Here is a 14,070-nt window from a genome sequence, read left to right on the forward strand (position 1 = left end):
TATAATGGCCCATAGCGTTTTCGATATTTAAGAGAGGGAAAGACTTTGATAAAAAAAATCATCCTGCTTTGCGTGTCTTTTATGCTGATAACGGCAAACTTAGCGCCGGCCGCCGAGGACGACGACAGCATGGGGCTCGGCATCTCCGTTCCGGTCTTCATCATGCACATGAAGATCGCCGCGCGCAAGGTCAAGTGGAGCTTCTCCTCCGCACGTATAGAAAATGAGATGATCCGCCTGGAAGACGGCAATTACGTTGCGGAATATAATGACTCCATCCTGCTCTATCTCAACACGATGCCAGGAACAAAGATGCTCAAAAATGTCGCGCTCTCCTTCACCGTCGCCCCGGGAGAGCCCCCGATCGGATACAGCCGCGGCGGACTGCACAACGGCGAGGACCAGTATGAGAGCATCTGCCAGCAGATCATCATGGCCTTTGATTCGCAGATAACACCGAAGGAGACGCGGCGCATGCTGCGCAGGCTGGGACTATATGGCCCGGTGCTCGACGGACGGCAGAGGTATGACCGCCGCGGCGGCCTCGTCTATATAATGAAACTGCAGAATAACGGTACGATTGTGTTGGTAGTCTCCGGCGTTTAAACGTATAATAGGCGCGTGCTCCGGAAATACGAGAACAAAAACATTACGAATAAAGAGAGGATAAACGTCATGACAAGAGACGAACTTCTGGATAAGCTCGACGAGGCCCAGACAAATGAAGAGATAAGAGAGATCGGTGAGGAGCTCCTCACACAGGACCCCAAGAGCCCCTACGGGAAGCTGGCGGTCTGGGAGACGATGGGTTACGAAGACGCCGTGGAAAACCTCGATATGCTGCGCGAGGCGCTGGATGAGATCCGCGCCGTGGTCGACGCGAAGGAGATACCCGCCGTCATAGATGAAGACAGAGACGCACTCGTCTACTGCACGGTGATGATGAATCTCGGCTATTCGCTGCTCGCGGAGGGCGAGATCGAAGAGGCCTACGAGGTAGCCAAGGAATTTGCCAATTTTGACGACGAGGGCTCTTTCCCCAGCCGTATGCTGCTCTACCGCTGCATGCTGGACCTTGAGCTATACGGCGATATCTTTGAGACGCTTGAGGCGGACCCGCTTGAATCCGTCGTCGGCGAGCACGCGCGCGCGATCGCGCTTCTGGAGACCGGCGCCGCGGCCGGAGAGGTGCGCGACGCCATAAACTACGCCATCTCGCTCTCCCCCGACGTGCCCTTCTTCGTCATCAATATTTGGGATTTCCCGGAGGCCGAAGAGGAGATAGAGGAGGAGCTGGAGGACGTGGTGAACGACGCGACCTACCTCGCGGAGCCGTGGTGCAAGTCGGACAAACGCCTCGCCGCCATCAGCGCGCCAACCTTCCTCTTCGGATATCTCACGAACAGGCTCGCTGACGAAAAAGAGATGAAGGTGCTGCGTGAGGGTTACGAGGAGGCCGGAGTGTCGGAGCGTATCGAGGCCGTCAAGAAGCACCTCGAAGAGCTCGAAAGGGCCAACACGGACCCGGAGGAGATCGACGCGGAGGCTCTCGGAGAGACTGCGGAGATACTCGAGGAGCTTCTCGGAGAATAGGGACGCCCTATATTTACAGCCGCTTCAGCGCCGCCGTCAATCACGGCGGCGCTTTTTGCGTCGTAAGCAGACGAGCAGCTCTTTAGCCGCCGGGTCGGGTGAATTTGACGCGGCGCGGCGGCTCTGCTAGTATCTAGTGCGTTTTGCACCCTGCCGTGCGGAAGATCTATCCGGCGCGGAGCGGAGGATTTAGCGATGATTCGGGATATGACGGCCGGCAGCCCCGCAAGGACTATGGTATCTTTCGCGCTGCCGATGATTCTGGGAAACCTATTTCAGCAGTTTTATAATATTGTAGACCTCATCGTCGTCGGGAATTTCGTCGGCGCTTCGGCGCTCGCCGCCGTCGGAGCCTCAGGCTCGGCGACCTTTCTCTTTATCGCCCTCTCCACCGGCGGCGCGGCGGGCTGCACCGTCGTGATCTCGCAGTTTTTCGGATCGCACAGGATGAGTGAAACAAAATCAGCCGTCTATACGACGCTTATTTCGATGACCGCGACCGGCGCGCTGCTGGCCCTCACCGGACTCATCTTCGGAGACGGCATCCTGTGGCTGATGGGAACGCCGCAGGAGCTTTTCAGCGACGCCTCCGTCTATTTAAAAATCTATACGCTGGCACTGCTCTTTATGTTTCTCTACAACGGCGTGACCGCCTCGTTCAACGCCCTCGGCGACAGCCGGACGCCGTTGTTTCTGCTTATCTTTACCTCTGGTCTGAACATCGCGCTCGATCTGCTGTTCGTTGTGCGCTTCGGTCTGGCCGTCCCCGGCGTCGCCTGGGCGACTCTGATCTCTCAGGCTTTCGCGGCCTTCGCGGGGCTCACGATCCTTCTTTCACGGCTCCGGGATATCAAACTCCCGGATAGACCGCCCCTTTTCTCCGCGGCGCTGTTCAGAAAGATATACCGCATCGCGCTGCCTTCGATGATACAGCAGTCGATCGTCTCCATGGGCTTCATCTTCGTCCAGACGCTCGTCAACAGGTACGGCCCCGTGCTGATGGCGGGCTACACCGCCGCCACGAAGATAGACAACATCGCGATACTGCCGATGCTCAACGTCGGCAACGCCCTCTCTGCCTTCACGGCGCAGAATATGGGGGCCGGAAAGTATGAACGGATCGGCAGAGGCGTCAGAGCCGCCTCCCTGATGTCTTCGACGATAGCGCTGGCGCTCACCGCCGCGATCTTCCTCTTCGGCAGGGAATTTCTCGGCTTCTTCGTAGATTCGGAGGCCAATGCCGCCGTCATCGAGGTTGGCATGGATTACCTCCGCGCCGTTTCGGCCTTTTATATCATGATGGGAATGAGTAATATTTTCGCGAGCGTACTGCGCGGAGCAGGCGATATGAGCGCCTTTACCTTCTGCACGCTGACAAATTTCGGCCTGCGCATCGTCATGGCCTATGCCCTCGCGGCAAAGATCGGCCCGGCGGCCATCTGGTGGTCGCTGCCGATCGGCTGGGCCGCCGGTCTCGCGCTTGCCGCCGCCAGATACGCCGGCGGCAAATGGCGCTTGAAGGGATTGATTTGAAATAACCTTCCCCGTTCGCGGGCGGCGCAGGGCTGTGATAAACGCCTGCGGCCCAATTTACAAAAAAGCCGCGTCCCTCTCTTATCAAGGAACACGGCCCATATAAATCTGTTATGCCGGGCTTACCGCCTCAGCGCCGTCTGAACAGTCAGTCCCGATCCCACACCTTTACGCTGGGGTCAACGAGACGGTAGACAAATCCGTTCGTCCTGTCCCAAGCGTAAGGGCCGGATTCCGCGATACCGCCGAAGCCGTTGAGGAACTGGAGGCCGCGGCTCATCGCATAGTCGTAGGTCCTCACGCCGTTATAGACGGGTACGAAGGGGTAAGGCCCCTCTATTTTGCTGCTTGCCCAGTAGCCGCCCATATCGGTCTCCGCTAGGAGGCTGTCAAGCGTCTTCCTAAAGGGCGCGGGCATATTGTCGATGAAGATCAGCTTGCCCATCGAGGACTGCGCAAACTGCCGCATAAGGTAGGCGGCGGCGTATTTTCCCTCCGGCATCTGCGAGAGCGCGGTGACGGCGTTGAAGAGCGCGTTTACCGCCACTATCTGCTTCGGGACGTAAGAGGCCGGCGGAAAGAATCCCGTCACCTGCTGCCAGTTCGCGGGGTCTCCCTCAGGGAACCATTTCTTCACCAAAGCCGCCGAGGCCGCGGCCTGCGTCTGCAAATTAGGCGCGGAGCAGGAGAGCTCCCACAGCTCGCGCTCGCTGCCCGCAGGCGCGAGCAGCGCTATCTGGTCATAAAAGGCGGGGCCCTCGCTCTTTATCTTCTGCCTGTTTTCCATCTGCGCGACAAACGTATCCCAGTCGTCTCCCGCGGCCGCCGCGCCGCAGAATACCGCGGCTAACGCCGCCGCCAGCATCAGCACAAATATTTTTTTCATGAGTATACTCTCCCTTCAAACGATCCTGACACCCATTTTACAGCACCGCCGCCAAATGACGGAGGCGATATCAGTATTTGATGTCACCGCGGACGGTGATCTCCCGCTCCCATCTGCCTCCCGGCCAACTCTTCGCGTTCACGCCGTTGGGCAGTATCTTCCACATCCTGACTCCCGCGCCATCTTTGGCCGTAATGTCCAGCTTGAACTTGGCACCATAGGCAAAGGGGATAAAGGCTACGCCCTTGCCCTGGTAAATACGCTCATCCCGTGCGGCGGAAGAGGCTCCCGCGGGAACTGCGCGCCACGGCGCGCCGCGCTTCATCGGATAGGCCTGGAAGCTGCCAACCGACGAGGTGGTTAACATAAGAACGCCTGTCTTGGAATAGCCTCTCATAAAACCGCTGAGAAACTCCGCCTGCGCATCGACGATACCGGCCGTCGGCAGCGCCGTCAGGCAGAAATTGCCAAGATAGAACAGAGAGAAGCCGTTCTCGGAACCCAGCGCGCGCCCAATCACCGAAGCGGCCTTGTCGCGGCGTCCGGCGGCGAAATACTGCTCCGATTCAGCCCGCACCACCGCGCGTTTCTCCGGCGATGGGATCAGCGCCAGCGAAGCCTCGTAGACGGCGGGCATCGCCGCCGGAGACTTGGCAAGTTCTTTCTCCTCGGCCGCGACGTCCCGCGACAGTACCGCGGCATCCGCCGAAAGTACGCTCTCTTCGCTCTCCACCGCGGCCTGCTGATGAATCAGGGCGTCCAGGCTGGCCGTACTCTGAGCCGCGAAGGCCGCCTCCAGGGAAAAGAGGGAGAGCGCCAGAGCAAATATCAAAAATTTCCACAATCTCACAAAAAACACCTCTAAGAACTAAATTACCAGTTTAAATACATTTTATATATTATCCGTCTCAAGTCAACGTAAAACTTGGGATATTCGTTCAGCGCCTGCGGGGCAGCGAGCCGTCAAAGGCCAGGACTAGCACCGGCAGTCCGCCGAAGAGGAAGCTCAATATCCCCCACAGCCAGAAATTTTTTCCCAGCCGCTGCGCGATGCTGCCCCAGAGATAGACCCAGCAGAAGAAAAAGATCGCGGAGACGAGATAGCCAGTATTGCCGCCGAACAGCCCAAAGCTGAAAAAGTTCAGCGCCGAGGCGGCGAAGGCCGGGACCGCGATGCCCGCGGTCACCCAGCGGGTGATCCCCGCGCAGTCGCAGAGCAGCATCACGTTATAGACGGGGAAGAGAAATTCAACATATGAGCCGATATGGAATTTATCCCCTATCCGGTACATCACATAGGCAGAGAAGAGGTAAATGCCAAATATCAAAACCAGCACGGCAAAAACGGCAAAGGCTCCGAACAGCAGGGCAAACATCAGTCGGTCAGCTCCCGCATACGTCCCAGCACCTCGCCAAGCTGTCCTATCTTCTCACCGTAACCGGCCCAGTCGCCGTTTCTCTGGGCGTTCTGCGCGGCGTTATAAAGCTCCTGCGCCTCAGAGGCGAGAGCCTTAATGTCGGTGTCGGCGCCTCCCTCGGAGCTCCCGGCCACCGGCGCGGCGGCGACACTCTCCGTCTTCGTGCCGGTCGAGAGCGTCATCTTCTGCCCCATCAGCTTCTCAAGCGCGGAGCCAAAGTTCTCGGCCCAGGCGACGCGCCCTCCCGTCGAGACGATGACGCGCTTAAGCTCCGGCAGCTCGCCCTTTTCCGCCTTGAGGTAGAGAGGCTGCACATAGAGCAGCGACTTTCCAATCGGCACGACAAGCAGGTCGCCGCGGATGACGTCCGAACCGCGCTGGCTCCAAAGCGAAAGCTGCGCCGATATTTCGGGATTCTGGTCGATAAGCGCCTCCACCTGTCCGGGGCCGTAGATCAGCTTCTGTTTCGGGAACTGGTAGACGAGCAGCTCGCCGTAATTCTGCGGGTCACAGCGTCCGGCCATCCAGCCGATGAGGTTGTCGCGCCCCAGCGGCATATATGGGACGATGATCGCAAATTCGGGAGACTTCTCTCCCCAGAGCTTCATTGTGACATAATTCGGCTGTATGCGGCGCTCGCGTCCCACGGGAGTGACCTCCCAAACGTCTTCGCGGTTATAGTATGTGTTCGTGTCGGTCATATGGTAGGTGGTATAGACCGCCGTCTGCACCTCGAAGAAATCCTCCGGGTAGCGGATATGCTGCCACAGCTCCTCGGATATGCCGCCTCTGTCACGGAAGAGGCCGGGGAATATCTTCATCCAGGTGCGGATGATCGGGTCTTTGTCGTCGACGACGTAGAACTCCATCTTGCCCGTATAGGCGTCGGCGACACCCTTCACGCTGTTGCGCACATAGTTCACGCCGCGGAAGATAGCAAGCGTGCTGTCCGCCGTATCAAACGGCTTCGAGTAGGGATAGCGCTCCGACCAGGTGAAGGCGTCCTGCAGCCACTTGATGCGGCCGTCAATAAGAACGGGGTAGGTCTCCGCGTCGTAGATCAGGAAGGGGGCGACCTGCGCGAAGGCGCGGCGCACGTTGCGGTTATAGAGCACGCGGCTCTCTTTAGAGAGGGCGCCCGTAAAGAGTATCTCCGAGTCGCGGAAACGCAGCGAGAAGAGGATACGCCGCCACAGCGAACCGATGGCCACGCCTCCGTCCTCCTGATAGACGGAGCGGACATTCGAATCTCCCATCGGATAATCGAACTCCTTCACGTCGGTCTTGACGAGAACATAGGAGTAGGGTGCCGTGCCGAAATATATCTCCGGACGCGAGAGGGGGATGTCAACCGTGGAGCGGACTGGGATGTCCTTCATAAAAAAGTAGGGCAGCCCGCCGGAGGCGATCTCGTTGACGGGGTTCATCACCACGCCGTAGCCGTGAGTGAATTCAAGATGGGTATTGACCCACGTCGGATTCTGGAGCCGCGAGAGATCCAGCTCGCGGACGCCGAGCATCACCTGGCGGCTGCGCCCATCCATCATATAGCGGTCGATATAGACGTCATTGAAATTGTAGTAGGTGCGTATCGCCTGCAGCTGACGGTAGGTGCGCAGCAGCGGGGAATAGTCCCACAGGCGGATATTCTGCACCGTCTCGTTGTCCGCCGCGAGCTCGGCGGCGGTCACCTCGGCCTCCGGCGTGAAGGCCACGGAGGTGACCTTGTTAAGTCCGAAGGCGCGGCGCGTGTAGTCGAGGTGATAGTCGAGATAACTCTTCTCCATCTCGTACTCGTTCGGTTTAACGCGGTACTGCTGGACAAGGCCGGGGACCACGCTGCGCGCCGCCCAGCCGACGACCAAAAGCAGGCCGATGGCGACGGCGGAGAATTTCCACATCGGACGGAAGAAGTTCACAAAGAGCAGCGCCGCGGCGGCGAACATCGCAAAGGTAAGTATCGAAAGCGCCGGCAGCACCACATGCACGTCGGTATAACCAGCGCCGAAGACCACGCCGGTCGGAGAGAAGAGCAGCTCATAGCGCGCGACCCAGTAACCGACTCCCCAGAGAATGAGGATCAATGCGCCGAGCAGAGTCAGATGCAGCCTCGCCGCGGGAGCCACGTAGAGCCTCCCGGGGGTAAAACTCACCGAGCGCGTCATAAAATAGATCGCCGCCGAGCCGATCAGCGTCAGCATCAGCACTCCCTGCGTCCAGAGCTGAAGGAATTTCAGGAAGGGCAGGCTGAAGACATAAAAACCGATATCGATGCCGAACAGCGGGTCCGTCTCGCCAAAGGGAGTTTTATTCATGAACTGAAGAAACTCATGCCACATCCCCATGGCGTTCAGCGCGTTGACGGCGGCGACCAGCAGCGCGGCGCCGAGGATAAAGAGCCTGACGCGGCGTCCTGCGCGCGCGTCCGCCCCCGCGTCGTCAATCTGCCGCAGACCGCGTTTCCAGGCAAGCTGCCAGTTAAGCGAATAGATGATAAAACCGGGCACCAGAGCCGCGGCAAAAAGCTCCCACTGCGCCCAAAAGCGCCGCCAGAAGACGGACTCGAAGCCCTGCGCCTCAAACCAGTATAGATCCGTCATAAAGGTGGCGATCCACGGCAGCACGACCGCAAAGAGGATAAAGAGGCCGCCGGCCACGAACCAGAACTTCTTCACCTTCGGCAGCTCGATGCGCGGCATCTGCGGCCGCTCGTCGTCCCAGTTTTCCCCATTGTCGCCGCTTCCCTGCGTCCACTCACGCTGCGGCCGGTTCATCATCGACCGCAAGAGATCGTTTATATCCACGAACAGCACCCCTCATATGCGAAAATAATCTTTTATTATATTCTTGACCAAATATCGGCCAATGTCCAGTGAAAAACAAAAAAATCCCCTTATAATGATGCGATAAAGTATGAAAACTAGGAGGAATAAAAAATGCCGCTTACCAAAGAAGAGGTACGTGCGAAGCTCACCGAAATGGGGATCGCGTACGAGGTCATGGAACACGGCCCAGTATACACAATAGATGAAATGAAAGAAGTCGAGGGAATGACGATAGAAGACGTCTGCAAGAATCTCTTCCTGCGCGACGAAAAGGGCAAGCGCCACTTCCTCGTCGTGCTTGACGAGGCCAAAAGCGCCGACCTCAAAGCGATACGCGCGCAAATCGGCAGCACCCGCCTGAGCTTCGGCTCCGAGGAACGGCTGATGGACAACCTGGGGCTGATAAAGGGAGCAGTCACGCCGCTCGGCGTCCTCAACGACTGCGCGAAAAACGTCGAAGTGCTTATCGACGAAGACCTGCGGGGCCGCCCGCGGCTCGGTGTCCATCCCTGCGACAACACGGAGACGCTCTGGATGTCGTTCGACAGTATAAAAAAAATCATCGAGAGACAGGGAAACAGCCTTAAATTTATCAAAATATAACGGCGCGCTCAGCACCGCATATAACAAACGAGAGAGGCAGGCGGAAAAATTCCGCCGCCTCTTTTTTGTGTTCCATAAGTACGTAGCTTCCAGCATTCAAAGACAAGATTAATCAATAAAAAGAGGCTCTTTTATTATGTAGACAGCGGTGAAAACTTACGGTTTCCGCTCTTTTTTCTCCTTTCGCCGCCCCGCCGCGAAACAAAATTTCTCTTTTTTTACCCTTTAGTTATTGACTGTATATATGTAATATCTATAATTACAATGTAAATTGATTTTGTATCTTCCGATGAGCGAGGCGGTTTTCATGACAGGAGAGTTTGCGATAGCGGTTCACGCCATCGTCTATTTGAATCATAAGCGCTCCTACCTTTCGAGCGAAGCGCTCGCAAAAAATATCTGCACCAATCCGGCGCGCGTCCGCATGGTGATGAGCAAGCTGAAAAGGGGGGGGATCATTCTCACCCGCGAGGGCGCGGCGGGAGGCTACGCGGTGCGGGAGGGAGTATCGGATCTATCGCTGCTGGAGGTGGCCGAGACAGTAGGGACTACCTTTGTCGGCAGCGCCTGGCGGTCGGGAGACTCCGACATGAAGTGTCTCGTCGCGTCAGGAATGGCCGACGTAATGGACGGCTTCTATTCGGAGATGGACGGCCTCTGCCGCAGCTATCTGAGCAAAGTTCACATAAGCGATGTGGAAGAGATGATCTTTAAGGGAAAGGGCGACCTCGACGCCTGCGGGCGGGGAGATTAGCTCCGCAAAGCGCGGGGGCCGCCTCAGCCTAAAATGGAAGGCTGCGCGCGGCGAAACAACCCATAAAAAGACGCGGCCTTCGCCGCCCTGAGGCATAGACGATGAGCCGCGCCGTCTGTTTCTATTTTGCGTTGTCGATCGCTTCGTTGGAGAGCTCGTCGGCGCGTTTATTTTTTGCACGCGGCACCCATTCGTAACTGACCTTGATACCATCGGAGACGGCCCAGGCCTCCTTGGCCAGCTCACGCAGGTGAGGCAGGTTTATCTTCCATTGCTTTGAGAGCTGACAGACGACGAGCTTGCTGTCGCCGTAGACCCTGAGCTCCTTCGCGCCGCGTTCCCGCGCGGCCTTGAGCAGCAGGATGGCGGCGTTGTACTCAGCCTCGTTGTTGGTCTTCCTGCCGAGATATCGCGCCGTCTCCCAAAGAGTGTTTCCGTTATCATCCATCAAAAGCGCGCCAGCGCCCGCCTCCCCGGGATTGCCGCGCGATGCGCCGTCAAAGTATCCTATCATTTTTATCTTACAACTCCCTGTACCTTCGATTTTTGCGTTATACTTTGCTATTATATGCTACAGAGCAACGGAGGTAAATCAATTATGGCAGCGGCAAAAAAGACAAACGCGGTACGTATCCTCGAAGGACTAAAAATACCCTTTGAGCTTCTGGAATATGAGATAGACGAAAAGGAGCTTTCCGCGGAAGACGCGGCGGCGAAGACCGGCATCGCCGAAGAGCGCACCTTCAAGACTCTCTGCTGCCGCGGCGACAAGACGGGTGTGATAATGGTCTGCGTTCCAGCGGGTCGCGAACTCGATTTTAAGGCGCTCGCGGCTGCCTCCGGCAACAAGAGCACCGAACTCGTACACCTCAAAGAGGTGCAGGGGCTGACCGGCTACGTGCGCGGCGGCTGTTCACCGCTCGGCGCGAAGAAAAAATATCCCGTCGTCATTGACGAATCCGCACTTGCTTTCGACTTTATAACCGTCAACGCCGGCCACCGCGGACTGCTCTTCAAACTCGCGCCAGCCGACCTCGTGCGCGCCACGGAGGCTAAGAGCGCTCCGGTCGTCAGGTAGCCGCCTTGGATACCGTGACCAAAAGGCCGCCAAAATGGCTGATAATCTTCGCCTATCTAATGGTCTACATCATCTGGGGCTCCACCTACCTCGCGATCCGCTTTTCGGTGGAGACGATCCCGCCGCTGCTCTCGGGCGGCATACGGTTTCTTGCCGCGGGGGCGATCCTGCTCGCCGTGAGGCTTTTTCAGACACGCGAGCTGCCGACGGTACGCGGCTGGAAGCTTGCCTTCTGCGCCTCCCTGCTGCCCTTTGCCGTGACCTACGGCCTCATCACCACCGCGGAACTCGTAGTCCCCTCCTCGATAGCGGGGATCATCATGGCCGCCGAGCCGCTGTGGTTCTGCCTCATCGGGTGGCTCTTCTTCAACGGCAGAAAACCGCTGCCGCACCACTACGTCGGACTTGTGCTGGGATTCGTGGGGATATGCGTGCTCGTCGCGGGAGACCCTAACGTCGAACTCTCTTTTGAATCGAAATATACCCTCTGGATGCTGCTTTTGCTGCTCTCCACCCTCACCTGGGTGGTGGGCGCCTTCATCTCCGCCAATCCGCACATCCACAGCGACACCCTGACCGCCTCCGGTATGCAGATGTTATGCGGCGGCGCGGTGATGATGGCCTCGCAGTACGCATTTTCTCTCTTCACGGGAAACTATCCGCAGTTCCACGCCTTCTCGGCGCGCTCCGCTATGGCGCTGGTCTTTCTGGTCTTCTTAGGCTCGCTCGTCGCCTACACCTCGTTTCTCTGGCTGATGCGCGTCGAACCGGCCAACCGCGTCGCGACGCACGCCTTCGTCAACCCAGTGGTGGCGGTGCTGCTAGGCTGGCTCATCGGCGGCGAGGCTCTGCACATGAATACGATCATCGCCCTGCCCCTAGTCATCGCCTCCGTGATCCTGCTGGTACGTGAAAAGCCCGAAAAAAACTCCTGAAAACAAAACTCACGTCTAGCAACCCCGGCAGCGGCCAGACCAGATTACCCCTGCCCATACGGGAGAGCAAAACAGCGGTTTCGCTTTGCTTTTGCCCTTACAGCCTCCCTCTTTGAGGCGGCCAGGGAGCCGAAATCTTTGATTTCGTGCGATTCGGCTGGTAGTTACATCAGAGGTGTCGGTCCCTGTTTTTGACGGCTGACGGAAGGAGTGTTGCTCTGTTTGGCGCGGTTCCCGCGACATACAGAGCCCGCGGCAAAAGCCGTGGGAGAACATAAGGTCAACTCTCCCTCAGTCTCGGCGGAAAAACACCGCCGAGCCAGCTCTGATGTAACTACCAGCCGAATGATGGAAAAACTAAGTTCGACGACGAAAATCAATAGATTTTCTGTCTCACTTATCGCACAAATCAGAAGGGATCTGATTTGGCTCCCTGGCCGCCTCACAGAGGGCGCCTTTAAGAGCAACGTCAAAAGCTAAACCGTAATTTCTCTCTTTCCCCAGCCCGAAGGAAAATCGGTGCGAAGAAGTGCCGTAGGCTAAATAAGCCGGTCTCTGAGTACCGGAACCGTATTGTTCATACGGTGAGGACACTCAGAGGCCGGCTTATGACGCATACGGTGCTTATTCGCGCCGATTTTGATAAACGCCGATTTTCAGGCCATTAAGAGGACAATGACAACTCCCCACACGGCAAAGATTATGTTGTTCAGCGCGTACGGCACTGTATAGCCAAGCACGGGCGTCGGGCTGCCGCAGGCCTCCTGCAGCGCCCCCAGCGCCGCGGTGCAGAGGCGCGCGCCGGTGCAGGCCCCCAGCAGAATGACGGGATTCATCTTGAAGAACCATCTGCCGGCGAGGATGCAGGAGACGATGGGAACGACGGTAACGACGATGCCGCCCCACATTATCCCCCAGCCGTTCTGCCGCAGACCGCTCACGAAATCAGGTCCGCAGCTCAGCCCGACGACGGCGATGAAGCCGCAGAGGCCAAGGCTCTGGAATAACCAGGAGGTGGCGGCGGGCATGTTCCCAAACACCGGGCGCGTCGAGCGGAACCAGCTTATCAGCAGGCCGGCCAGCAGCGCGCCGCCGCCGGTCGTCAGGCTCAGCGGTATGCGGCCGACCTTGAGGGTTAGCGCTCCGACGATAGTCCCCGCTGCAATCCCGAGGGCGACGGTCACCATATCGGTCGCGGTACTGGTGCGCTCCGGATAGCCGATGGTCGGTATCGCAAGTTCAACGGCCTTCATGACGCCACCGATCGTGACGACGTCGCCGCGGTGGATGACGGTGCTGTTGTATACGGGTATCTCCTGCACTCCGCGAGTGATCTTGCTGATGATGACGCCGTGCATCTGAGGCTCGACCGCCAGCTCTTCAACGGTTTTACCAAACCACTCCCTCTTCGTGACGACTACACTGACGCGTTCCATTACGAGAGAGGAAAGCTCGTTGTCTACAACCTCCGGCCCCGGCATCGCCGCCGTATCGGCCAGTATCCTGCGCAGGCTGCGCACGGCGACGACGTCGTCTTTTTCAAGCGTCGTTTCATCTGTGACGGAGATCTTTTCTCCCTGACGCCGCAGCGCCGTTATCAGGAAGCTTTTGTCGCCGCCCTCCGCCGCCTCGGCCGCCCCGACGCTTCTGCCGATATAGCGCGGGTTTTCCACCCGGTAGCTGCGTGTGAGGTAGTCGGTGTATTCGATGAAGGTATCGGGAGGCATCTTCGTTTCTCCGAGCTTGCTCTCAAGCGCGCGGGCCTCCGCCCTGATGTCCTTGACGCCGAGCAGTATCGGGCCAAGATAGGCGGTTATCCATATCGCGCCGATGGTACCGAAGAGGTAAGAGATCGCATAGGCGATCGGGACGTCGTTGACATACCGCGCGGTGAGGGCGGAGCCGAGCCCCAGCTTCGCGATAGTATCGGTGGCGACGCCGATCATAAGCGACTCCGTCGCCGAGCCCGCGAGCAGCCCCGCGCCAAAGCCGGGATTGAGCCCCATCAGCTTCGCCATGACGTAGGCCGAGGCGAGACAGAGCACCGCCATCAGCAGCGCGAAGGCGAGAAGCGGCAGGGCGCTCGAGCGAAGGCTGTGAAAGAAGGCGGGGCCGCTGCTGTAGCCAATGGTGAATATAAAGAGCAGGAAAAAGATGTTTTTGACATTGGGCGAGATCACAACGCCCATCAGTGCCCCTACGATCACCGCGACGATGAGCGTCGCCGCCACCGCGCCCAGCGCCACGCCTTTGTATTTAAAACTCCCTAGCCAATAGCCCGCTCCGATACAGAAGAAAAACGGTATCGAAGGATTTTCGCGGCATATCGCGGCGAGTTGGTATATTATCTCCATCGGAAACGATTCCCCTTTCATAATACGGTTGATTCCATCGTTACACTATGATTATATTTGGCGCGGCGCTTCTTTCACTGTCAAGATATGG

Annotated in this window: 13 protein-coding genes; 7 read left to right on the forward strand and 6 right to left on the reverse strand. The window is 57.9% G+C overall.

What is annotated here, in order from left to right:
- Positions 1 to 45: 45 nt before the first annotated feature.
- From BED41_RS12910 to BED41_RS12920, 3 genes are all read left to right on the forward strand, one after another.
- Positions 46 to 606, forward strand: coding sequence for a hypothetical protein (locus BED41_RS12910; RefSeq protein ID WP_066747082.1), 561 nt, complete (start codon positions 46 to 48; stop codon positions 604 to 606).
- A 69-nt stretch (positions 607 to 675) separates the two neighbouring features.
- The gene (locus BED41_RS12915) at positions 676 to 1,593 is read left to right on the forward strand and encodes a hypothetical protein (RefSeq protein WP_066747085.1); all 918 of its coding nucleotides are present in this window, start codon (positions 676 to 678) and stop codon (positions 1,591 to 1,593) included.
- A 195-nt stretch (positions 1,594 to 1,788) separates the two neighbouring features.
- Positions 1,789 to 3,126 carry an MATE family efflux transporter gene (locus tag BED41_RS12920; protein ID WP_066747086.1) on the forward strand — a complete coding sequence of 446 codons (1,338 nt, stop codon included), beginning with the start codon at positions 1,789 to 1,791 and terminating at the stop codon, positions 3,124 to 3,126.
- A gap of 148 nt (positions 3,127 to 3,274) precedes the next feature.
- Here BED41_RS12920 and BED41_RS12925 read toward each other — a convergent pair whose 3' ends face one another.
- From BED41_RS12925 to BED41_RS12940, 4 genes are all read right to left on the reverse strand, one after another.
- Entirely contained in the window at positions 3,275 to 4,012 is a 738-nt protein-coding gene (locus BED41_RS12925) for a hypothetical protein (protein WP_066747087.1), read from the reverse strand.
- 70 nt (positions 4,013 to 4,082) lie between these two features.
- A complete protein-coding gene (locus tag BED41_RS12930) occupies positions 4,083 to 4,862 on the reverse strand; it encodes a hypothetical protein (protein WP_157102358.1) in 780 nt (259 codons plus the stop codon).
- 88 nt (positions 4,863 to 4,950) lie between these two features.
- A complete protein-coding gene (locus BED41_RS12935; RefSeq protein WP_066747093.1) occupies positions 4,951 to 5,388 on the reverse strand; it encodes a hypothetical protein in 438 nt (145 codons plus the stop codon).
- Complete coding sequence (locus BED41_RS12940) at positions 5,388 to 8,234, reverse strand: UPF0182 family membrane protein (RefSeq protein WP_066747095.1); 2,847 nt, start codon at positions 8,232 to 8,234, stop codon at positions 5,388 to 5,390. Before BED41_RS12940 ends, BED41_RS12935 begins: the two co-directional genes overlap by 1 nt.
- A gap of 132 nt (positions 8,235 to 8,366) precedes the next feature.
- Here BED41_RS12940 and BED41_RS12945 point away from each other — a divergent pair, with 132 nt between their 5' ends.
- Positions 8,367 to 8,858, forward strand: a complete 492-nt coding sequence (locus tag BED41_RS12945) for a prolyl-tRNA synthetase associated domain-containing protein (protein WP_066747098.1) — start codon at positions 8,367 to 8,369, stop codon at positions 8,856 to 8,858.
- Positions 8,859 to 9,165: 307 nt separating this feature from the next.
- Entirely contained in the window at positions 9,166 to 9,612 is a 447-nt protein-coding gene (locus tag BED41_RS12950) for an RrF2 family transcriptional regulator (protein ID WP_066747100.1), read from the forward strand.
- 121 nt (positions 9,613 to 9,733) lie between these two features.
- Here BED41_RS12950 and BED41_RS12955 read toward each other — a convergent pair whose 3' ends face one another.
- Positions 9,734 to 10,126, reverse strand: a complete 393-nt coding sequence (locus BED41_RS12955; protein WP_066747102.1) for a ribonuclease HI family protein — start codon at positions 10,124 to 10,126, stop codon at positions 9,734 to 9,736.
- 84 nt (positions 10,127 to 10,210) lie between these two features.
- Between BED41_RS12955 and ybaK the strand changes: the two genes are divergently transcribed.
- Together ybaK and BED41_RS12965 are read left to right on the forward strand one after the other, a co-directional pair.
- Entirely contained in the window at positions 10,211 to 10,690 is a 480-nt protein-coding gene (gene ybaK / locus BED41_RS12960; protein WP_066747104.1) for a Cys-tRNA(Pro) deacylase, read from the forward strand.
- 14 nt (positions 10,691 to 10,704) lie between these two features.
- Complete coding sequence (locus BED41_RS12965) at positions 10,705 to 11,625, forward strand: EamA family transporter (protein ID WP_229712446.1); 921 nt, start codon at positions 10,705 to 10,707, stop codon at positions 11,623 to 11,625.
- A 656-nt stretch (positions 11,626 to 12,281) separates the two neighbouring features.
- Here BED41_RS12965 and aspT read toward each other — a convergent pair.
- Positions 12,282 to 13,979, reverse strand: coding sequence for an aspartate-alanine antiporter (gene aspT / locus BED41_RS12970; RefSeq protein WP_066747110.1), 1,698 nt, complete (start codon positions 13,977 to 13,979; stop codon positions 12,282 to 12,284).
- Positions 13,980 to 14,070 lie beyond the last annotated feature (91 nt).

It is taken from the genome of Cloacibacillus porcorum (assembly GCF_001701045.1).
Classification (GTDB): domain Bacteria; phylum Synergistota; class Synergistia; order Synergistales; family Synergistaceae; genus Cloacibacillus; species Cloacibacillus porcorum.